17 protein-coding genes are annotated in these 19,153 nt (G+C 62.5%); 3 read left to right on the forward strand and 14 right to left on the reverse strand.

The window, feature by feature from the left end; genetic code table 11:
* Window positions 1-75: 75 nt before the first annotated feature.
* Entirely contained in the window at window positions 76-1,017 is a 942-nt protein-coding gene (locus G3O01_RS04480) for a glyoxylate/hydroxypyruvate reductase A (RefSeq protein WP_205803701.1), read from the reverse strand.
* Window positions 1,018-1,247: 230 nt separating this feature from the next.
* On the opposite strand from G3O01_RS04480, the gene G3O01_RS04485 reads away from it, so the two are divergent.
* On the forward strand, window positions 1,248-1,850 hold the full coding sequence (locus G3O01_RS04485) for an alpha/beta hydrolase (RefSeq protein WP_205803312.1): 603 nt from the start codon (window positions 1,248-1,250) through the stop codon (window positions 1,848-1,850).
* A gap of 12 nt (window positions 1,851-1,862) precedes the next feature.
* Here the strand turns inward: G3O01_RS04485 and G3O01_RS04490 are convergent, their stop codons facing one another.
* Window positions 1,863-2,177 (reverse strand): hypothetical protein, encoded by a 315-nt coding sequence (locus tag G3O01_RS04490; RefSeq protein ID WP_205803313.1) that lies wholly within the window; start codon window positions 2,175-2,177, stop codon window positions 1,863-1,865.
* A gap of 324 nt (window positions 2,178-2,501) precedes the next feature.
* Between G3O01_RS04490 and G3O01_RS04495 the strand changes: the two genes are divergently transcribed.
* The gene (locus G3O01_RS04495) at window positions 2,502-3,482 is read left to right on the forward strand and encodes a sulfate ABC transporter substrate-binding protein (protein ID WP_241023692.1); all 981 of its coding nucleotides are present in this window, start codon (window positions 2,502-2,504) and stop codon (window positions 3,480-3,482) included.
* A 704-nt stretch (window positions 3,483-4,186) separates the two neighbouring features.
* Here G3O01_RS04495 and bioB read toward each other — a convergent pair.
* The 12 genes from bioB to G3O01_RS04555 form a co-directional block, all read right to left on the reverse strand.
* A complete protein-coding gene (bioB, locus tag G3O01_RS04500; RefSeq protein WP_205803315.1) occupies window positions 4,187-5,242 on the reverse strand; it encodes a biotin synthase BioB in 1,056 nt (351 codons plus the stop codon).
* A gap of 36 nt (window positions 5,243-5,278) precedes the next feature.
* Complete coding sequence (bioD, locus tag G3O01_RS04505; RefSeq protein WP_205803316.1) at window positions 5,279-5,998, reverse strand: dethiobiotin synthase; 720 nt, start codon at window positions 5,996-5,998, stop codon at window positions 5,279-5,281.
* Window positions 5,995-7,179, reverse strand: a complete 1,185-nt coding sequence (gene bioF, locus G3O01_RS04510) for an 8-amino-7-oxononanoate synthase (protein ID WP_205803317.1) — start codon at window positions 7,177-7,179, stop codon at window positions 5,995-5,997. The genes bioD and bioF overlap by 4 nt, the downstream gene beginning before the upstream one ends.
* Window positions 7,179-8,525: an adenosylmethionine--8-amino-7-oxononanoate transaminase gene (gene bioA, locus G3O01_RS04515; RefSeq protein ID WP_241023652.1), complete on the reverse strand. Its 1,347-nt coding sequence runs from the start codon at window positions 8,523-8,525 to the stop codon at window positions 7,179-7,181. Before bioA ends, bioF begins: the two co-directional genes overlap by 1 nt.
* A 714-nt stretch (window positions 8,526-9,239) precedes the next feature.
* Window positions 9,240-10,520 carry a CocE/NonD family hydrolase gene (locus tag G3O01_RS04520; RefSeq protein ID WP_205803318.1) on the reverse strand — a complete coding sequence of 427 codons (1,281 nt, stop codon included), beginning with the start codon at window positions 10,518-10,520 and terminating at the stop codon, window positions 9,240-9,242.
* 550 nt (window positions 10,521-11,070) lie between these two features.
* The gene (locus tag G3O01_RS04525; RefSeq protein WP_205803319.1) at window positions 11,071-11,520 is read right to left on the reverse strand and encodes a YchJ family protein; all 450 of its coding nucleotides are present in this window, start codon (window positions 11,518-11,520) and stop codon (window positions 11,071-11,073) included.
* An 18-nt stretch (window positions 11,521-11,538) separates the two neighbouring features.
* Window positions 11,539-12,669: an acyl-CoA dehydrogenase family protein gene (locus G3O01_RS04530; RefSeq protein WP_205803320.1), complete on the reverse strand. Its 1,131-nt coding sequence runs from the start codon at window positions 12,667-12,669 to the stop codon at window positions 11,539-11,541.
* 36 nt (window positions 12,670-12,705) lie between these two features.
* Complete coding sequence (locus G3O01_RS04535) at window positions 12,706-13,383, reverse strand: SDR family oxidoreductase (protein ID WP_205803321.1); 678 nt, start codon at window positions 13,381-13,383, stop codon at window positions 12,706-12,708.
* Between the two features lie 51 nt (window positions 13,384-13,434).
* On the reverse strand, window positions 13,435-14,625 hold the full coding sequence (locus G3O01_RS04540) for an acetyl-CoA C-acetyltransferase (protein WP_205803322.1): 1,191 nt from the start codon (window positions 14,623-14,625) through the stop codon (window positions 13,435-13,437).
* Window positions 14,618-15,385 carry a carbonate dehydratase gene (gene can, locus G3O01_RS04545; protein ID WP_205803323.1) on the reverse strand — a complete coding sequence of 256 codons (768 nt, stop codon included), beginning with the start codon at window positions 15,383-15,385 and terminating at the stop codon, window positions 14,618-14,620. Before can ends, G3O01_RS04540 begins: the two co-directional genes overlap by 8 nt.
* 59 nt (window positions 15,386-15,444) lie before the next feature.
* Complete coding sequence (gene aceK / locus G3O01_RS04550) at window positions 15,445-17,244, reverse strand: bifunctional isocitrate dehydrogenase kinase/phosphatase (protein WP_205803324.1); 1,800 nt, start codon at window positions 17,242-17,244, stop codon at window positions 15,445-15,447.
* A gap of 198 nt (window positions 17,245-17,442) precedes the next feature.
* Window positions 17,443-17,895 (reverse strand): MerR family DNA-binding transcriptional regulator, encoded by a 453-nt coding sequence (locus tag G3O01_RS04555; protein ID WP_205803325.1) that lies wholly within the window; start codon window positions 17,893-17,895, stop codon window positions 17,443-17,445.
* A gap of 179 nt (window positions 17,896-18,074) precedes the next feature.
* On the opposite strand from G3O01_RS04555, the gene G3O01_RS04560 reads away from it, so the two are divergent.
* Window positions 18,075-19,145, forward strand: a complete 1,071-nt coding sequence (locus G3O01_RS04560) for an MBL fold metallo-hydrolase (RefSeq protein ID WP_205803328.1) — start codon at window positions 18,075-18,077, stop codon at window positions 19,143-19,145.
* Window positions 19,146-19,153 lie beyond the last annotated feature (8 nt).

Consider the following 19,153-nt stretch of genomic DNA (forward strand, 5'->3'; position numbering starts at 1 on the left):
TGCTGCCGTCCCATTCGAATGTGTTGCTGTTGCCGCGCGATGCGGTCTTCAGGTGTTGGGTTTTGCGTTGTTGCGTCAATAACCGCGCGCAATATCGACGATCCCGCCGATTGGTTCGCCGCGCATCACCGCAGCAATTTTCCGTGCAATCTGCTCGATGCTTTCTTCACGTAGCGTCAATGCGGAAATATGCGGCGTGATCGAGATGCGCGGATGTTTCCAGAAAGGATGCTGCAACGGTAACGGCTCTTCGACGAATACATCGAGCGTGGCAGCAGCGATCTGACCTTGCGCCAGCGCATCGAGCAGATCCTGTTCGACGAGGTGCGCGCCTCGCGCGATGTTGACGAGGTACGCACCGCGCGTGAGCTTCGACAGGCTGCGCTTGTTCAGCACGCCGTGCGTATCGGGCGTGTGCGGCAGCAGATTGACGAGCACCTTCACGCCATCGAGGAAGGCGTCGAACTGCGCTTCGCCCGCGAAGGTCGACACACCTCCGATTTCGCGCGCGCTTCGGCTAAAGCCCCGCACGGGAAAGCCGGCCGACGCGAGTGTCTGCGCCACATGCGAGCCGAGCACGCCCAGCCCTAACACGCCAACCGTGAACGTCTCGCGCGCGTGCGGCTCGAGCACGTGCCAGCGTTGCTCGGCCTGCAGCCGGTCGTATTCGTCGAAGCGGCGCATGTAGCGCAGCACGGCGTGCATCACATATTCGGCCATCTGCTGCGCCATTCCCGTGTCTTCTAGCCGCACGAGCTGCGCGTTGCGCGGCAGCGTGCCGGGATGTTCGCGTTCGAGCTTCAGGATTGCATCGACGCCAGCGCCCAGATTGAAGATCGCACGCAGATCGTCGCGACCGGCGAGCATCTCGCGCGGCGGCTTCCAGACCACGGCAACGTCGGCGGGGGCGTTGTCGCCCGCCTGCCATTCGCGCAAATCCGCGCCGGGCAGGGCGTTCGACAGGTCGTGCAGCCAGACGTCGGCATCGGATTGGGGTGTATAGAACAGGACTTTCATGCGTGGCCGGTTGAGCGTTGCAGTCACCCTGGCGGGCTGCTTTTATGGACAGGCTTCATTCTACTTTTTCGCCGGAGTTCGCGCCCGTTCCGGCGGTCGCGGTGGGATGCGCAGCGGCGTGAGCATGCATACGCAGCAGCACGGCGATATGCAAAGCACGAAAAATTGGTTCAAGCCGTGCGTCGCCCACGCGACAATGATTTCCAGATTCCCGCTACGAGGAAAGAATCATGTTTTCGTGCACCCGATCGATCTGGCCACCCCGGCTCGTGACCGTGCCGGGTTTGCACGGCAGCGAAGGCGCACACTGGCAAACCTGGCTGGAGCGCCAGTTTCCGCGTTCGTTGCGAGTCGAGCAGGCGGATTGGGATGCGCCCAATCTCGCGCAATGGGCGCAATCGGTGCGCGATCTGCTGGCAAGCGAGCGCGGACCGTTCGTGCTCGCTGCGCATAGCTTTGGATGCCTCGCCACCGCGCATGCGTTGCAACAGGGCATACCCGCCGCCGATATAGCGGGCGTGCTGTTTGTCGCGCCCGCCAGCCCGAAGAAGTTCGAGTTTGCAGGTGCTTTCGACGCGCGCCGTCTCGGCGTGCCTTCCATTTTGATCGGCAGCGAGACCGACCCGTGGATGGCGCTCACCGATGCGCGTGAGCTTGCGATGCGTCTGGGCAGCGCGTTCGTCAACATGGGCGACGCAGGACATATCAACACCGCTGCGGGGTTTGGGCCCTGGCCGCGCGCAAAGTACTTCGTGGACACGCTTGCGCATTGCGCCGCACCGCTGCGATTTCAGGACGAAGCCGAGGAAATCGCTACGCAGGTTTTCGGCTAGACGCCGCGCGTGTCAGATCCAGTGAAAGCCCTTCGCCAGCAGCCCGGCAAGCGCGAAATTCGCCGCCCATAGCAGGCGGAATTCAATGCGCATCGTACTTTCGAACGCGCTGAAGCGTGCCTCCATTTTCGCTTCAAGCTGACGGAAGCGATCGTCAACATAGACTCTCAACTCGCGCACCTCACGTTTAAGGTCTTCGAGATCCTGAAGAATGTGTTCGATTGTGGTTTCAGACCGGGTCATGCGTGCCTCCATATTGAGACCACCGTGAATGAGTCGAAGCGCGTGGAAGCGGCGCTTCACAAGCGGTTTATCTAGCGTTTCCATTGGCACAATCCTAAGCAAAATCGTTCCTAAGCAGGGGTCTGTTTGATCAGAAACCCAACGGACGGACAACGGCAAATTGCGCTGCCACGCGACCATCCGCGATTCATAAGCGACGCGATGAGTCGATCGTACGCGTAGCGGTCGTAACGAGAAACCTGGCTGGAAGACATAGGATTCGCTCCCAGTGATTCCAGGAATCGCGTGAATCGATCCGCTAGAATCGCTGCTCCTGCCGCAGCGTTGCGGCGACGTGCTTCATCATTCACAAGCGGGGAAAAGATGGCAGGCAGAGGGGATCAAACGCGCAGGCTCGCGGCCGGCTTCATGGCATTGGCGTTTTCACTCGGCGCAGCGCAGAGCGCGCACGCGGACGCATCGCTGCTCAACGTGTCGTATGACGTGACACGCGAGCTGTACAAGGACATCAACCCGGGCTTCATCGCTGCATACAAGCAGAAGACCGGCGAGACGGTGCAGCTCAAGCAGTCGCACGGCGCTTCGAGCGCGCAGGCGCTATCGGTGCTGCAGGGGCTGCAGGCCGACGTCGTGACGATGAACCAGCCGAACGACATCGACCTGCTCGCCGAGCGCGGCCAGCTGGTGCCGGCGAATTGGCGCGCGCGTTTGCCGAACAACAGCGCGCCGTACACGACGACGATGGTGTTCCTCGTTCGCAAGGGTAATCCGAAGCACATCAAGGACTGGGACGATCTGGCGAAGCCGGGTGTGCAGGTGGTGATTCCGAATCCGAAGACGGCGGGCAATGGCCGCTATACCTATCTCGCGGCTTGGGGCTACAAGAAGCAGAACGGCGCAACGGATGCGCAGGCGCTCGACTTCGAAAAGGCGATCTTCCGTAACGTTCCCGTGCTCGATACGGGCGGCCGCGGCGCGACGACGACCTTCACGCAGCGTGGTATCGGTGATGTGCTGGTGACGTTCGAAAACGAAGTCTCGCTGATCGATACAGGCGTGGGCGCAGGCAGCTTCGAGGCGGTCTATCCGTCGATGAGCATTCTGGCCGAGCCTCCCGTGACGATCGTCGACAAGGTGGTCGACAAGCGTGGGACGCGTAAGGAGGCGCAGGCGTATCTGGACTATCTTTACTCGCCTGCGGCGCAGGAGATCATCGCGCAGCATCATCTGCGGCCGCGTGATTCCACCGTGCTCGCCAAGCATGCGAGCGAGTTCAAGCCGCTCAAGACTTTTACCGTCGAACAGGTGTTTGGTAGCTGGCAGAAGGCGCAGCAGACGCATTTCGCCGATGGCGGGACGTTCGATCAGATTATTGTGGATCGGAAGTAGACGCTGCGCGGCGGAGGGTTGGTTTTGGGGCTTTGCTGGCATCCGCGATTTGTCTTGCCTGCTTCACGCGTTGCCCCTGTGCGGGGCGGCACCTACTTTTCTTTGCCGCGGCAAAGAAAAGTAGGTAAAAGAAAGCCGCTGAACACCGCCCGTTCTTGACCTTTGCCCACGGGCCCTCAACAGCCCCGTCCTGTCCGCGGCATCTCCCTTCTCGATGCCCGCTGCCAACACTCTTATTGAGCGCCTCACCCGCTTCATGCTCCCGCGACGCCACACGTGCGATCAAACTGCCCACGTTCTATAGCGGCAAACTGTGTGTAGGCTGTCGCGGCGTACGCACTTTACTCCAGACTGAAAAGCAAGGCCGGTGTCGTAGGAGCGCTGAGGTGTGAAGCACTACGCCCTACACACAGTTTGCCACCTGGGCGGCCGTGACCATTCGCTGCCATGCGCTGCGCTACGGGTGAGTGAAGTGGGTGAGGCGCTTAGCCGAAGCGTTGGCAACGGGCATTGAATGGCAGAACGCCGTTTGAAGCGGAGGACCCGTTGAGGGCCCTCAGGCAGTGGTCAAGAACGGGCGGTTTTAGCCCGCTTTCTTTGCTTACTTTCTTTGCGGCGGCAAAGAAAGTAAGTGCCGCCCCGCACAGGGGCGACGCGTGAAGCGGGCACATCACATCGCGGATGCCAGCGAACCCAGAACCAATTTAGTCTGCATGCCCGCAGCCACTTTGTTCAACCGGCATCTGCTGCGCAGCTTCGGCACGAATCCCGAGCCGCTGAAGCAACTTACGATCAGCTTCAGCCTGCGGATTACTGGTAGTCAGCAACTGATCACCATAAAAAATCGAATTCGCGCCAGCGAGGAAGCACATCGCCTGCAGAGCCTCATCCATCTGCTCGCGGCCAGCGGACAAGCGCACCATCGCGCGCGGCATCGTGATACGCGCAACAGCAATGGTACGCACGAACTCGAACGGATCGAGCGCTTCGGTACCCGTCAGCGGCGTGCCTTCAACCTGAACGAGATTGTTAATGGGCACCGATTCCGGATAAGGCTCCATATTCGCGAGTTGCGCGATCAGCCCAGCGCGCTCACGGCGCGACTCACCCATGCCGACGATCCCGCCGCAGCACACGTTGATGCCCGCATCGCGCACGCGCTCGAGCGTTTCGAGCCGGTCCTGATACGTGCGCGTCGAGATGATCTGGCCGTAGAACTCGGGCGACGTGTCGAGGTTATGGTTGTAATAGTCGAGCCCCGCATCGCGCAGACTTTGCGCCTGGTGCGTCTCCAGCATGCCCAGCGTCACGCAGGTTTCGAGGCCCATCGCCTTCACGCCGCGAATCATGTCCTTGATGGGCTCGAGATGGCGATCCTTCGGATTACGCCACGCGGCGCCCATGCAGAAACGCGTCGCGCCGTTTTGCCTGGCGACTTCCGCGGCGGCGAGCACTTCTTCGACATCCATCAGCTTTTCAGCCTTTAGCCCTGTGTCGTGATGCACCGACTGCGGACAATACGCGCAGTCTTCTTCACAGCCGCCTGTCTTGATCGACAGCAGTGTCGACAGCTGCACGGTGTTCGCATCGAAATGCTCGCGGTGCACCTGTTGCGCGCGGAACAGCAGGTCGTTGAAGGGCAGGTCGTACAGCGCGACGACGTCGGCGACACGCCAGCGCGCGTCGGTGGCATCGGCGGCTGCGGCTGCTGCTGCCTGCGACGGCGTGAGAGGCAGTGATGCGGTGGTGATGTGGCTCATGGGGTCCATCCTTGATGTTCTGAATGTCGAAGATTCTCAGCGCTGCGTGGTGCGCAGCGTCTGCAATAGTCGTGTGGTGTCGAGATGCGTCGCGGCAATGTCCACCGACGCGGGGCTCAGGTGCGGCACGATGCCGAGCAGCGGCGCACCGTATTGCCGGTCGAGCCGCGAGCGCAGCGCCGCGATGTTTTCGTCGGGGAACAGCATGTCGGGGTCGACGCGGTTCGCGACCCAACCCACGATAGGCAGGCCGCGCGCGGCGATCGCTTCCGCCGTCAGCAGCGCATGGCTGATGCAGCCCAGCCGCATGCCGACTACGAGCACGACAGGCAGATTCAGCGCGAGCGCGAGATCGGCGGTGTCGTGCGTATCGGTGAGCGGCACGCGAAAGCCGCCAACGCCTTCCACGACGACGACATCGGCCATCGTCAGCGCTGTCTTGTGCGCGTCGACGATACGCGTCATGTCGAGCGTCACGTTTTCGAGCGCAGCGGCGATATGCGGCGCGGCCGGTTCCTTGAGCATGAACGGCGTGCGGATGTCAGGCGGCAGCAGCACGCTGGCGGCGGCGTCGAGCTGATCGGCGTCTTCGTTGTGAAGCACGCCGTCTACGAGTGCCGCACCCGCCGCGATCGGCTTCATCGCCGTCGCGCGCAAACCTTCGCGTGCAAAGCCGCGCAGCAGAGCAGCCGATACCAGCGTCTTGCCGATTTCCGTGTCGGTGCCCGTCACGAAGAGAGACAGTGCGTTGCTCATGCCAGTTCCTTCGCGACGTTCATCAGCGCGGTTTCGAGCTGATCGAGATCACTGTGCGAATGCGCGGCCGACAGCGAAATGCGCAGACGCGACGTGCCTTCGGGCACCGTCGGCGGTCGGATCGCGGGCACCCACAGATTCGCGCGATCGAGGGCCGCGGCGATATCGAGCGTCGCGTCGTTTGCGCCGATGATCAGCGGTTGCACGGCCGTATGCGAATCGACGGGCAGCCACGGTGTGCGTTTCATCATCTCGCGCGTGCGCTCGATCAGCGAGCGCAGATGCGTGCGCCGATGCTCGCCTTCTTCCCCGCCGATGATCCGCAAGCTTGCCGACACCGCATGCGCAGCCGAAGGCACCGACGCCGTCGTGAAGATATACGGACGCGCGCGCTGCACGAGCCATTCGATCACCGTCTCATGTGCGACGACGAATGCGCCCGACACACCCGCAGCCTTGCCGAGCGTGCCAATCGAAATCAGATGCGGCGAGCGCAACGCGGCCCCGGCAATCGCGCCGCGTCCTTGCGGGCCGAGCACGCCGAAACCATGTGCATCGTCGACGACGAGCCACGCGCCATGTCGTTCCGCGAGTTCGACTAGACGCGCGAGCGGCGCGATATCGCCGTCCATGCTGAAGACGGTGTCGGTGACGATCAGCTTCACGGCTGCGTCCGATGCTTCGAGCATCGCGCTCAATGCCTCAGCGTCCGCGTGCGGATAGATCTGGATATCGGCACGCGAGAGCCGCGCGCCGTCGATCAGCGATGCGTGATTCAGCGAGTCCGAGAACAGCGTCGTGCCGCGGCCCGCGAGCGCGGTGAGCGTCGCGAGATTCGCCATATAGCCGGTGCTGAAATACAGCGCGCGCGGATTGTCGACGAAACCGCCCACGAATCCGGCGAGGTCGTCTTCGAGTTGCGCATGCGAGCGCGAGTGGCCGCCGAGCAGATGCGAGCCGCCGCTGCCCGCGCCATAGCGGCGCGCGCCTTCAGCAATCGCCGCGACGAGCAGCGGATGCGCAGCAAGACCGAGATAGTCGTTGCTCGCAAAGCCGATGATGTTGCGGCCGTCGACGGTCATATGCGCGGAGCACGGCGAATCGACGGTGCGGCGACGGCGGCGCAGGCCGCGCGCGTCGATGTCTTTCAGCCCTTGTTCAAGCGTTTCAAGCAACTGCATCAGCGCGTCTCCGTCAACGTCGCATCGAACGTGGCGCGCGTGCGCCCGGCGAGCAGCGCGATTTCTTCGTCATCGAGAATGTATGGCGGCATCAGGTACACCGTCGTGCCGATCGGACGCAGCAGGAGTTCATTCTTCAGAGCGTTTTCGAAGAAGCGGCGCGAGAAGGTCTTCGCCGCGTCGGCGCCGTCGATCACGGCATCGAACGCGACGATCGTGCCGCGCTGGCGCAGATTGCGCACCTGCTCGTGCTGCGCGAGCGGTTCGAGCGCCGCGCGCAACGCCGCCGATTTCTTTTCGTTCGCGGCGAGCACGTTGTCGCTGGCGAACAGATCGAGCGTCGCGAGTGCAGCGCGGCACGCGAGCGGATTGCCCGTGTACGAGTGCGAATGCAGGAAGCCGCGCGTCGTGTCGTCATCGTAGAAAGCGGCATAGATTTCGTCGCGCGACAGCACGATCGAGAGCGGCAGATAGCCGCCGCTGATGCCTTTCGACAGACACAGAAAGTCCGGCCACACGCCCGCCTGCTCGCAGGCGAAGAACGTGCCCGTGCGGCCGCAGCCGACCGCGATTTCGTCGGCGATCAGATGGACGCCGTAGCGGTCGCACAGCGCGCGCAAGCCCGCGATATACGACGGATCGTGCATCGCCATGCCTGCCGCGCATTGCACGAGCGGCTCGACGATCAACGCAGCGATGTTGTCGGCGCGCGCTTCGAACAGCGAGCGCACATCGGCGAGCGCACGTTGTGCGACGTCGGCAGCGGTTTCGCCTTCGCGCGCGAAACGCGCGTCGGGCGATGCGACTACATGCGCGTTGCGGATCAGCGGATCGTAAGCGTCCTTGAACAGCGCGACGTCGGTGACACCGAGCGCGCCGATCGTTTCACCGTGGTAGCTGTTCGCGACGCAGACGAACTCGCGCTTGAAGTCGTAGCCGCGATTGCGCCACGAGTGGAAGCTCATCTTCAGCGCGATCTCGACAGCCGACGCGCCGTCGGACGCGAAGAACGCGTGGCCCAGCGTGTTCTGCGTGAGCGCGCCCAGACGCTCGGCGAGTTCGATCGCGGGCTCGTGCGTGCAGCCGGCGAGCATCGCGTGTTCGAGCGTGTCGAGCTGATCTTTCAGCGCCGCGTTGATGCGCGGGTTCGCGTGGCCGAACAGATTGACCCACCACGAACTGATCGCGTCGAGATAGCGGTTTCCAGCGCGATCGTAGAGCCACGCGCCAGCGCCGCGCGAGACGGGCACGAGCGGGAAGCGCTCGTGATGCTTCATCTGCGTACAGGGATGCCACACAGCGCGCAGGCTGCGGGCGATCCAGTCATCGGTTGCCTGTGTATTCAAAACTGCTCCGGACATGAACCGGGCAAGGCGCGGCGTAGGGCGCGGCGCACCTTGCGTGTCGGTCATGCAAATGCTGCTGGCGAATCTGGACGGTTGACGTCCGCCTGAAATCCGGCGAAGGAAAGCGTCGTGGCGGGCGCCCTCCGTGGTGTCGGATGTGCTGTCGCGGCAAGGTTCGCGGGACTTCCCACCACACTTTTTTGCGACAGCGGAGGTGAGATTAGCGCGAACTCCGTTGCGATGCACTATCTGAAAACGCTGTGTTTTCAAGGGTCTGCGTGCGAAAACCTGCGGTTCGCGACAGCTCGCGACAGTTCGTTTTCAAAGGCCGCAGATCGCCGTAGATAACGACGGCAAAGTCAGGGACCCCCTGTGAAAAAAATTGGGCCGCCTGCGGGTGTTTTTCGCGCTGCGTCGCGGAATAGTGGGGCTGTGGTCGGTGTTTACGGGTTATGACACGCGGTTTGCCGAACGCAACCGGCAAACCGCGAATCATCGCGCGACAGCGCAAGCCGGCTTCGCGCTTCGACTCTCACCAACGACTCCGTTAAACATCTGATCATGTTCGTGATCCTCAGCGTTGCGCCAGGCAAGATCGCCAGTTCGACGTGCAAATGCGAGCGCGCCATGCGCGGTTGCGGCATGGCGTCGAAAAAAGGCTCGGATCAGGAAGTGTTACCCGTCGGGCGCGGCGCGCGACGGGCGGAGAAGGAATCAGCGGCTAGCCAGCGCGGGCTTGCTGTCTTTCGACGTCGAATCGGACTCAGCCGTTTGGGTCGCGCCGTCTTTCCAGACGACGCTGTCGTTGACCGCGTAGAGATGGCACGGGTCGGCGCTCTGTTTCTGGCAGTTGGCGACGGCCACCGACATCGGATCGTCGCCGCCTTCCGCCCACGACCACGCACCCGAATCGGACACCGCGAACGCGCGGCTGGGATACTGGTGCAGGAAGTTGCGGTAACCGGCGCGGCCGGCTTCATCGACGAAGGGCACGGAGTCGACGGCATCGATCGACGCGAAATGCGTTGCCTTCGGCTGCGTCGGTTCGGCGACGCGGTACTGAACGCCCGTCGGCATGCCGACGCGCGCGAGGAACGCCTCGACCGACGGCCACCAGACGCGCACGCCGTCGCGATCGCCGACCAGACGATGCGCGTCGTTCTTGTACGAGCCGAAATCGACCATCTTCGTGCTCGCGCCTTTGCCCTGCACGTTCGCGGTGTACGCGGTGTACATCTGCGAAACCAGCGTGGACGGCCAGATCGAATCGTTATCGCCGTACAGCCACAGCGACGGCACGTGCGTGGTTTCGCCATACGTGCCGAAAGCGTGCGTCAGATTGCCTTGCCAGTCGGTGCAGGCATCCTGGCGCAGACCGCCGGAGAAGTTGATCAGTGCGCGCACGCCGGGCGCGGGATTGGTGCCGTATGCGATCGTCGCGAGGCCGCCATGCGAGGTGCCCGCCACGACGATGTGCTGCGCGTCGACGTAGCTTTGCTTCGACATGTAGTCGACGGTCGTCGCGACGTCGGCAGCCTGGCTCAGGCCGTTGCGCGTGACGTCGCAGCCGTCCTGCACATACGTGCCGCCGGAGTCGGCGAAGCCCTGGCGGTTCGGTGCGACGACGACGTAGCCGCGGCGCACGAATTCGCGCGCCAGCGACACCGGGTCGCTGCGCGTCTGCACGCGCGGATCGCCATGAATCTTGCCGTGGTTGAAGACGACCATCGGGAACGGGCCCGGGCCTTCCGGCTTGTAGACGGTGGTTTCGAGGGTGACTTTGCCGTCGGCGTCGACGGGAATGCGGATGATCTGTTCGCTCAGCCTGACGACGGGCAGGTAGCCATCTTCATCGAGCGCGAGGCGCTGCACCTGAGCGCGGCCAAGCGGGCCGGCCTCGACATCCGGGAGGGGATCCGCGTGCGCAGCCGTGACAGCGCTGGCCACGAAGGCCGCCGACATCGCACATACCGTCAGAACTTTGCTGAACACCATCCGCCACACCTGCTCTCAAAAACACTTGAAGCGCCCTTACGGTTTCCCGTAAGGCTGATTTCGGTACGGTGACACGCCAAAACAAGGTCAAAAATATCGCATACGTTGCGCTGTTCGCGCACGCAGACAGATCAAGACCGCATTGGGATGAACCGAAGCCGGTCGACGCGACCCCACGCGTCGAAATGAGTGCTTCGCGATGCCCCTGATCGCGTGCCAGCTGAAGAGTCAGCAGGCGGTGCGTCTGGACATCCTGCGGGAGCGGTGGACCGCCACCTCGCTACGGAGCACTGCAACATCTGTGAGGCTCATACTGGCACGACAATTTATATTTGTGCAATTCAGTACAAACCCCTTGCGGCACCAATTGCCGTTTGTCAGATGTGCACGATGCCGTTTGGTGGGGCTTTGCGTGGCAATTCGGAAAGAATGGGTAATTGAGGGACGTGGCGTCGATCCAACACGTTGATTTTCTTACAGAAACGGCCCTTTTTTGGTGAATGTAAGTGGGCATTTAGTACGTTGTTGCGATGCAATGGAAACGCTAGCGTCAGCGATCGCTTACATCGCCGTCGACATAACGCCAGCGGCCATCTTCCCCTCTGATAAAGCGACTGGATTCATGCAGCCGATGTGCACGTCCGCCCACTTTGTAGCGCGCGACGAATTCCACTTCGGCGTGCGTATCATCGATCGGCGAGAAGCGTTTGATTTGCAGACCTAGCCAGCGGGGCGCGTCGGGCGCGCTCGTGTCGACGTCGAGATCGGCGGGGCAGGTTTGCGGCGCCCACGTGTCGCGCAAATACTGGGATTCACCGAGCACGTAGGCGGTATAGCGCGAGCGCATCAGTTCCAGCGCGGTCGGCGCGGCCGCGGCGCCGTCGATGAAGCGGCCGCAGCAATCGGCGAAACGCGGTGCTTTGTCGGAATCTCGCCGATTGGGCGCGGCGCCGCCGCAAGGACATTCGACAGGACGCTGATGGGCTGATGATGCAGTCATGAAAGATTGGAGAAAGGTTTAGCTCAGTCCGCGCGCGATCAGAATTTTCTGGATATCGCTGGTGCCTTCGTAGATCTGGCAGACGCGCACATCGCGATATATGCGTTCGACGGGAAAGTCGCTCAGGTAACCGTAGCCGCCGTGAATCTGCAGCGCGGCTGAGCAGATGCGTTCCGCCGCTTCGGAGGCGAACAGCTTCGCCATTGCCGCTTCCGTCAGACAAGGCTGGCCTGCGTCTTTCAGCGCCGCCGCGTGCCAGATCAACTGGCGCGCCGCTTCGAGTTGCGTCGCCATATCGGCGAGGCGGAATTGCACGGCCTGGTGTGCGAACAGCGGCTGTCCGAAACTTTCGCGCTCCTTCGCGTAAGCGAGGGCGGCCTCGAGCGCCGCGCGCGCCATGCCGACGCTCTGCGCGGCAATGCCGATACGCCCGCCTTCGAGCCCCGACAACGCGATCCGGTAGCCTTCGCCTTCCGCGCCGATCAGGTTCGCGGCCGGCACGCGGCAGTTGTCGAAGACGATCTGCGCGGTATCGGACGAATGCTGGCCGAGCTTTTCTTCTAATCGCGCGACGACGTAGCCGGGCGCATCCGTCGGCACTATGAACGCGCTGATGCCACGCTTGCCGGCGCTTTTGTCGGTGACGGCCATCACGATCGCGACTTTGCCGTTCTTGCCGCTCGTGATGAACTGCTTGACGCCGTTGAGCACGTAGGAATCGCCGTCGCGCGTGGCCGTGGTGCGCAACGCCGATGCATCCGATCCCGCCTGTGGTTCCGTCAGACAAAACGCGCCGAGCATCTCGCCGCGTGCGAGCGGCGTAAGCCAGTCGCGCTTTTGCTGTTCGTTGCCATAGGTCAGAAGAATGCTGCAGACAGGACAGTTGTTGACCGAGATCGCCGTCGACGTCCCGCCATCGCCCGCCGCAATTTCTTCGAGAATCACCGCGAGCGCTAGTGCATCGAGCCCGGCGCCGCCGTATTCCTCCGGCACGAGCACGCCATACGCGCCAAGTTCAGCCAACTGCCGATGCACGTCGGCGGGAAAAGTGCGTTCGCGGTCCCATTGCGCGGCATTCGGCGCCACGGCTTCGCGCACGAAAGTGCGCACCGCGTCGCGGATCATCAGGTGGTCCTGATCGAGCAACATGCGGGTGTCTCCTCTTTGTTTGTCTCGTCGCTGGCGTTACCAGTCGATCGCGGTGCCGTCGTACTGGAAAAAACGACCATGAAAAAGATGCGGCGTGCTCGCCGCCTGCGCCAGCACTTCGCGCATGCCGCGCACGCTATGCGCGGGATCGACGGCCGCCGACGCACCGCCCATGTCCGTGCGTACCCAGCCCGGATGCAGCGACACGCAGGTCGCGCGGCGCGTCTGCAGCGACGTCACCTTCAGCACATCGTTCAGCGCCGCCTTGCTCGCGCGATACAGCCAGCCCGTCGTGCCCGTTGCCTCGCTGATGCTGCCCATGCGGCTCGACAGCACGGCGAGCACGCCGTGCGCGTCTTCGACGAGCGGCAGCAGAACGGGGATCAATTGCATCGGTCCGCGCACGTTGGTCGTCATCACGAAGTCGAAGTCTTCGGCGGTGATCGGTTCGATGCCTTCCGTCTGCGGCCCATACACGCCCGACACGATCACGGCGGCATCGAGCCGCTCGCCGTCCAGCTTCCAGCCGAGCGCGGCGTTGTCCTCGGGCGCGCCGACATCGAGCGAAAACGCTTCGGCGCCGAGCGCGACGAGTTCGCCGAGCGAGGCTTCATCGCGCGCGGTGGCGAGTACGCGCCAGCCATCATGCCGATACTGCTTCACGAACTCGCGCCCGATGCCGCGCGACGCGCCTACGATCAACACAGTCTTCATCTGATGTCCTTTCGCGCGCGGCGTGCCGCGCGCCGTCGTACAAACGCTGCCTTAGATCAGTTCGACGCCCATTGCGGTCGCTTCGCCGCCGCCGATGCACAGGCTCGCAACGCCGCGCTTGAGGCCACGCTTCTTCAGCGCGCCGATCAGCGTGACCAGAATGCGCGCGCCTGACGCGCCGATGGGGTGGCCGAGCGCGCACGCGCCGCCGTTCACGTTGACCTTGTCGCGCGGCAGGTTGTGCTCTTTCATCGCCGCCATCGTGACGACGGCGAACGCCTCGTTGATTTCGTAGAGGTCGACGTCTTCAGCTTTCCAGCCGTTTTTCTCGAACAGCTTGCGGATCGCGCCGACGGGCGCCGTGGTGAACTTCGCCGGTTCCTGCGCAAACGTCGAATGGCCGACCACACGCGCTAGCGGCGTCACGCCAAGCTTTTTCGCCGTCGATTCGCGCATCATCACGAGCGCGGCCGCACCGTCGCTGATCGACGACGAGTTCGCGGCTGTCACTGTTCCCGTCTTGCTGAACGCGGGCTTGAGCGTCGGAATCTTGTCGAGATTCGCCTTGAACGGCTGCTCGTCGCGCTCGACGGTCACATCGCCTTTCTTGCCCTCGATCGTGACAGCCGCGATTTCCCACGCAAACGAACCGTCTTCGTTCGCACGCTTTGCGCGCGTGAGCGATTCGATGGCGAATCTGTCCTGCGATTCGCGCGTGAAGTCGAACGAGCCCGCGCATTCTTCCGCGAACGTGCCCATCAGACGGCCTTTTTCGTACGCGTCTTCGAGGCCGTCGAGGAACATGTGATCGAGCACCTGGCCGTGGCCCATGCGCATGCCGCCGCGCGCTTTCGGCAGCAGGTAAGGCGCGTTCGTCATGCTTTCCATGCCGCCCGCGACGATCACGTCGACGGAGCCGGCTGTCAGCATGTCGTGCGCGAACATCGCCGCGCGCATGCCGGAGCCGCACATCTTGTTGACGGTAGTCGACCCGACGGACAGCGGCAGGCCCGCGCCGAGCGCAGCCTGACGCGCAGGCGCCTGACCCTGGCCTGCGGGCAGCACGCAGCCCATCACCGCTTCATCGACCTGTTCAGGCTTCAACCCCGCACGTTCGACCGCTGCCTTGATCGCGATCGCGCCGAGTTGCGGCGCCGTCAGCGATGCAAACTCGCCCTGAAACGCGGCCATCGGCGTACGCGCGACAGAAACGATAACGATGGGATCCTTTGTCTCACTCATGTTTTAGCTCCTTGATAACACCGTGAACGACGGCGGCCACATCGCCGAGCTTCGCAGCGTCGGCGGCGACCATGTCGAGATCGGTTGAATGCGCACGGCTCGCGGACACCGCTGCGACGCAGTTCGTGTACGTCTCTTCGAGCTTCGCCGGATCTTTCACCGTCATGCCGAGATCGCGCACGCGGCCGTCATGCACGCCGTACACCCAGCCATGAACGGTGAGATCCTGACCGCGCGCCCACGCGTCGTTGACGATCGTCGTGCGGCATACGTTGACCACCTGCTCGATCGTGTTCAGTTCGACAAGGCGGCGATGGCGCGCGTCGCCCATCGGCCATTCTTCGAGCAGCGCGGCGTGCTTCGAGCGCACGTCCTGCACGTGATGCAGCCAGTTATCGGCAAGACCGACGCGGCGGCCGTGCAGCGCCGCACCGACGCCCGAGCAGCCGTAGTGGCCAACCACCATGATGTGCTTGATCTTCAGCAGATCGACCGCGAACTGCACGACGGACAGACAGTTCAGATCCGAGTGCACGACGACGTTCGCGATATTGCGGTGAACGAACACTTCGCCAGGCGGCAAGCCGATGATCTCGTTGGCGGGCACGCGCGAATCCGCGCAGCCGATCCACAGATATTCAGGCGCCTGCTGATGCGCGAGCCGCGAGAAAAACTCGGGATCGTCTTCGAGCTTGTGCGAAACCCACGCGTCGTTGTTGGCGAAGAGATGGGCGAGAGGATGTTCAGCGTTCGTAGTCATGATTCGTTCCGACGTAATCTGGTTGTTTGATGTTGTTCAATCGCGGATGGTGTGCGCATTCATGCCGCGCGCACCGCCGGTGTGTCCGATACAAACCGTTCAGGGTAGCGAACGGAAAAGCGCAGGTTGCCGTCGTAGGGATAGAAGTCGGGCAGTTCGCCGCGCAGGATGTGATCCTTGTGCTTTTGCCACAGCGCGGGATCGAAGAAATCTGCGTGATGCTTGAGGAAAGACTCGCGCACGCGCGGATCGCCAAGCAGAAAAGTGTTGTACGTCTCCGGGAAAATGTCGTGCGGGCCGACCGTGTACCACGGCTCGCCCGACATCTCGTCTTCTTCGTTGCGCGGCGGCGGCACCGCGCGCACGTTGCAATCAGTGAGATATTCGATCTCGTCGTAGTCGTAAAACACGACGCGTCCGTGCCGCGTGACGCCGAAGTTCTTGTACAGCATGTCGCCCGGAAAGATGTTTGCCTGCATCAGTTCTTTCACTGCGTTGCCGTATTCGCGGATGCCGTGTTCGACATCGGCATCCGTGCCGTTCTGCAGATAGATGTTGAGCGGCACCATGCGACGCTCGATATACAGATGCTTGATGACGAGATTGTCGCCTTCGAATTCGAGCATCGAGGGCGCATCCTTTTTGAGCTCACGAACGAGCGCGTCATCGAGGCGCGCGAGCGGCAGCGCGACGCTCGAATATTCGAGCGTATCGGCCATGCGTCCGAGACGATCATGGCGTTTCACGAGCTGATACTTGCCGACCACCTGTTCGCGCGTCGTCTCTTTCGGCGGCGGGAATGAATCCTTGATCAGCTTGAACACGTACGGAAACGACGGCAACGTGAACACGATCATCACCATGCCCTTGATGCCGGGCGCGATGATGAAGCGATCGCTCGAATGCTTCAGATGCCGCAGCAGATCGCGATAGAAAAGATTCTTGCCCTGCTTCTGCAAACCCACCGACGTATAGATTTCCGCTTTCGGCTTGCCCTGCAAAATCGAGCCGAGAAATTCGACATACGCGGACGGCACTTCCATATCGACGAGAAAGTACGTATGCGCGAAGCTGAAAATGATCAGCAACTGATCGCGCTTGCAGAGCAACGCATCGATTGCGAGCACACCAGGCTTCATGTGATGGATCGGCAACGCGAACGGCACCATCACGTCGCCGTTGATGATGCGCCCAATGATGTACGCCGCCTTGTTGCGAAAGAACAGCGACGACAGCACGTGAATCTGGAAATTGGGCGCTTCGTTGAAGGTGCCGTAATTGTCGCGCAGCGCCTCAATCACGCATTCGACATCGCGCGTCAGATTCTCGAACGGCGGATTCAACTGGAAGTTCGTGACGATGCGCTCGAGCGTGACGGCGAGTCCGTCCTTGCCCGGGTAATACGCGCGATACGTCGGCTTCGCGGCGGGTTCGTCGTTCTCGATGTACTCGGTCGCGATCGCGGGCCGCACGAAGATGAAATCGTTGTTGAAGTACGAGCGATGCAGGATCTGGCAGCACACCGAATTGAAGAACGTTTCCGCGCATTCGGGCTGGCGGTGCGTGGTCAAAAGACCGATGTAGTGCAGCTTGATCTGCTGCCACACGTCGTCGCCGATGCTCTCCGCATCGTATTCGTCTTCGAGCGTTTCGATGCACTCGCGCACGCGCTCGTCATACGACGTGATGCGTTCGCGCGCGAGTTTTTGCAGGCCGTGCCAGTCGGCGGCTTCGAACAGGTCTTTCGCGTGGATTGCCGCTTCGCGAAAGATCCGGTAGTGCCGGTCGAACCCCGCGAGCAGGGTCTCCGCGACGTCGAAACCGATCTGTGACGACAGCAGTTTGGGAAAGTGATTCATGTCGACCGTGCATTCGCTCAGTGTTCGCTCAATGTCGTGAAGACACCGTGATTGTATCGTCCGGGTGAGCTTGCGAGACGGCTTCGCGCCTTGTGAGCGCTATGCCGACGCATTGCGTTTTGCAGCGTGTTGCAGGGCGTTCGGCGCTTCTTCATGCAACGCCGTGCCAACTGTCGTGTAAGTCGCCTGATCTTCCTGTCAGGATTTTTCTTTCAACGTGTCTTCGTGCGCGGGCTTTTCGGCGTCGCTATAACCGTCGCCGCGTGTGCCGCTGCTTGCGAGCAGCGCGCGGGCCTGCGCTTCGTATTGCGCGAGATCTTCGAGCGTCGCGTTCAGGTCTTCGCGCTGACGCTCCAGCACTTCGCGGTGCCGGACGACCGTCGCGAGAAACGCCTGCAACTGCGGCAAGGTATCCGTCGGCGAATCGTACAGATCGAGCAGATCGCGGATTTCCGATAACGTGAACCCGAGACGCTTGCCGCGCAAGGTCAGCCGCAACCGCGTGCGGTCCTGGCCGGAGTACACGCGGCGCAATCCGTTCGAGCCTTCGCGGCTCGGCGAGAGTAAACCCTGGTCCTCGTAGAAGCGGATCGCGCGCGGTGTCACGTCGAATTCGCGGGCCAGGTCGGTAATCGTGTATTGGGTGTTCATCACTGGATCTTCGTCGGGCGCTCGTCGGTGCTTGCTGGCGACCGGGCACAAAAACGGATTGGACGCTAGAATCGACGTTTACGTTATCGTCAACCTGAACAAAGTGCAACCACGCTGCACGGACGCGCCATGCCGCCCGGCATCGCGTCGACCGTGCCGCCGACGAGGAAATCCCCACGATGAATGCTCTCGAACACCAACTCGACTACCCATTCGCCGACCAGTTGCCCGCGGCCGGCACGACGCAGGAAGTCGCGCCCGGCGTCTACTGGCTGCGCATGCCGCTGCCGTTCGCGCTCGATCACATCAACCTGTGGCTGCTGCGCGATGAGATCGACGGGCAGAAGGGCTGGACGATCGTCGATTGCGGGATCGCGTCGGACGAGATCAAGGCGAACTGGGAAAAGCTGTTCGACACGGTGCTGGAAGGTTTGCCCGTGCTGCGCGTGATCGTCACGCATTGCCATCCCGATCACCTTGGTCTGGCGAACTGGCTGTGCGAAGGCGGCGACAAGAAGCGCTGGAACGTGCGTTTGTGGATCACCCTGGGCGAATACATGCTCGGCCGCGTGATGGCGGCAGGCGACGGCTCGAATGCGGGCGGCGAGGGCGCGGCACGGCACTTTGCGCGGCATGGGCTGAGCGACGAGGCGTCGCTCGACAAGCTGCGCAATCGCAAGAGCTATTACGCGAATCTGGTGCCGGCGGTGCCGGGCCAATATCGGCGGATGCGCGAGGGTGACGGGCTGTCGATTGGCGGACGCACGTGGCGCGTGGTGACGGGCTTCGGCCACTCGCCGGAGCACTGCGCGCTGCATGCGGAAGCCGACGGCGTGCTGATTTCCGGCGATATGGTGCTGCCGCGTATTTCGACGAACGTATCGGTGTTCGACATCGAGCCGGAAGGCAATCCGCTGGCGCTGTATCTGGGTTCGCTTGGTCGATACGAAACGATGGCCGCGGATACGCTCGTGCTGCCTTCACATGGCAAGCCGTTTCGCGGGCTGCAGACACGCATCGGGCAATTGCGCGATCACCACGCAGCGCGGCTCGCCGAAGTGCGCGAGGTTTGCGCGCAGAAGCCGTGTAGCGCGGCGGATATCGTGCCGATCATGTTCAAGCGGGCGCTCGATATTCACCAGATGACCTTCGCGATGGGCGAGGCGCTCGCCCATTTGCATCTGCTGTGGCTGCAGGGGGAATTGAAGCGGGTGGTGGGTGAGGATGGCGTAATCCGGTTCCATCCGTAACGACGCGT

Origin of the sequence: Burkholderia sp. Ac-20365 (genome assembly GCF_017104715.1) — a bacterium.
Classification (GTDB): domain Bacteria; phylum Pseudomonadota; class Gammaproteobacteria; order Burkholderiales; family Burkholderiaceae; genus Paraburkholderia.

Excerpts from the sequence above, each read along its gene's own strand:
- G3O01_RS04480 (WP_205803701.1), bottom strand. The coding sequence starts at position 1,017 with ATGAAAGTCCTGTTCTATACACCCCAATCCGATGCCGACGTCTGGCTG.
- G3O01_RS04485 (WP_205803312.1), top strand. The coding sequence starts at position 1,248 with ATGTTTTCGTGCACCCGATCGATCTGGCCACCCCGGCTCGTGACCGTG.
- G3O01_RS04490 (WP_205803313.1), bottom strand. The coding sequence starts at position 2,177 with ATGGAAACGCTAGATAAACCGCTTGTGAAGCGCCGCTTCCACGCGCTT.
- G3O01_RS04495 (WP_241023692.1), top strand. The coding sequence starts at position 2,502 with ATGGCATTGGCGTTTTCACTCGGCGCAGCGCAGAGCGCGCACGCGGAC.
- bioB (WP_205803315.1), bottom strand. The coding sequence starts at position 5,242 with ATGAGCCACATCACCACCGCATCACTGCCTCTCACGCCGTCGCAGGCA.
- bioD (WP_205803316.1), bottom strand. The coding sequence starts at position 5,998 with ATGAGCAACGCACTGTCTCTCTTCGTGACGGGCACCGACACGGAAATC.
- bioF (WP_205803317.1), bottom strand. The coding sequence starts at position 7,179 with ATGCAGTTGCTTGAAACGCTTGAACAAGGGCTGAAAGACATCGACGCG.
- G3O01_RS04520 (WP_205803318.1), bottom strand. The coding sequence starts at position 10,520 with ATGGTGTTCAGCAAAGTTCTGACGGTATGTGCGATGTCGGCGGCCTTC.
- G3O01_RS04525 (WP_205803319.1), bottom strand. The coding sequence starts at position 11,520 with ATGACTGCATCATCAGCCCATCAGCGTCCTGTCGAATGTCCTTGCGGC.
- G3O01_RS04530 (WP_205803320.1), bottom strand. The coding sequence starts at position 12,669 with ATGTTGCTCGATCAGGACCACCTGATGATCCGCGACGCGGTGCGCACT.
- G3O01_RS04535 (WP_205803321.1), bottom strand. The coding sequence starts at position 13,383 with ATGAAGACTGTGTTGATCGTAGGCGCGTCGCGCGGCATCGGGCGCGAG.
- G3O01_RS04540 (WP_205803322.1), bottom strand. The coding sequence starts at position 14,625 with ATGAGTGAGACAAAGGATCCCATCGTTATCGTTTCTGTCGCGCGTACG.
- can (WP_205803323.1), bottom strand. The coding sequence starts at position 15,385 with ATGACTACGAACGCTGAACATCCTCTCGCCCATCTCTTCGCCAACAAC.
- aceK (WP_205803324.1), bottom strand. The coding sequence starts at position 17,244 with ATGAATCACTTTCCCAAACTGCTGTCGTCACAGATCGGTTTCGACGTC.
- G3O01_RS04555 (WP_205803325.1), bottom strand. The coding sequence starts at position 17,895 with ATGAACACCCAATACACGATTACCGACCTGGCCCGCGAATTCGACGTG.
- G3O01_RS04560 (WP_205803328.1), top strand. The coding sequence starts at position 18,075 with ATGAATGCTCTCGAACACCAACTCGACTACCCATTCGCCGACCAGTTG.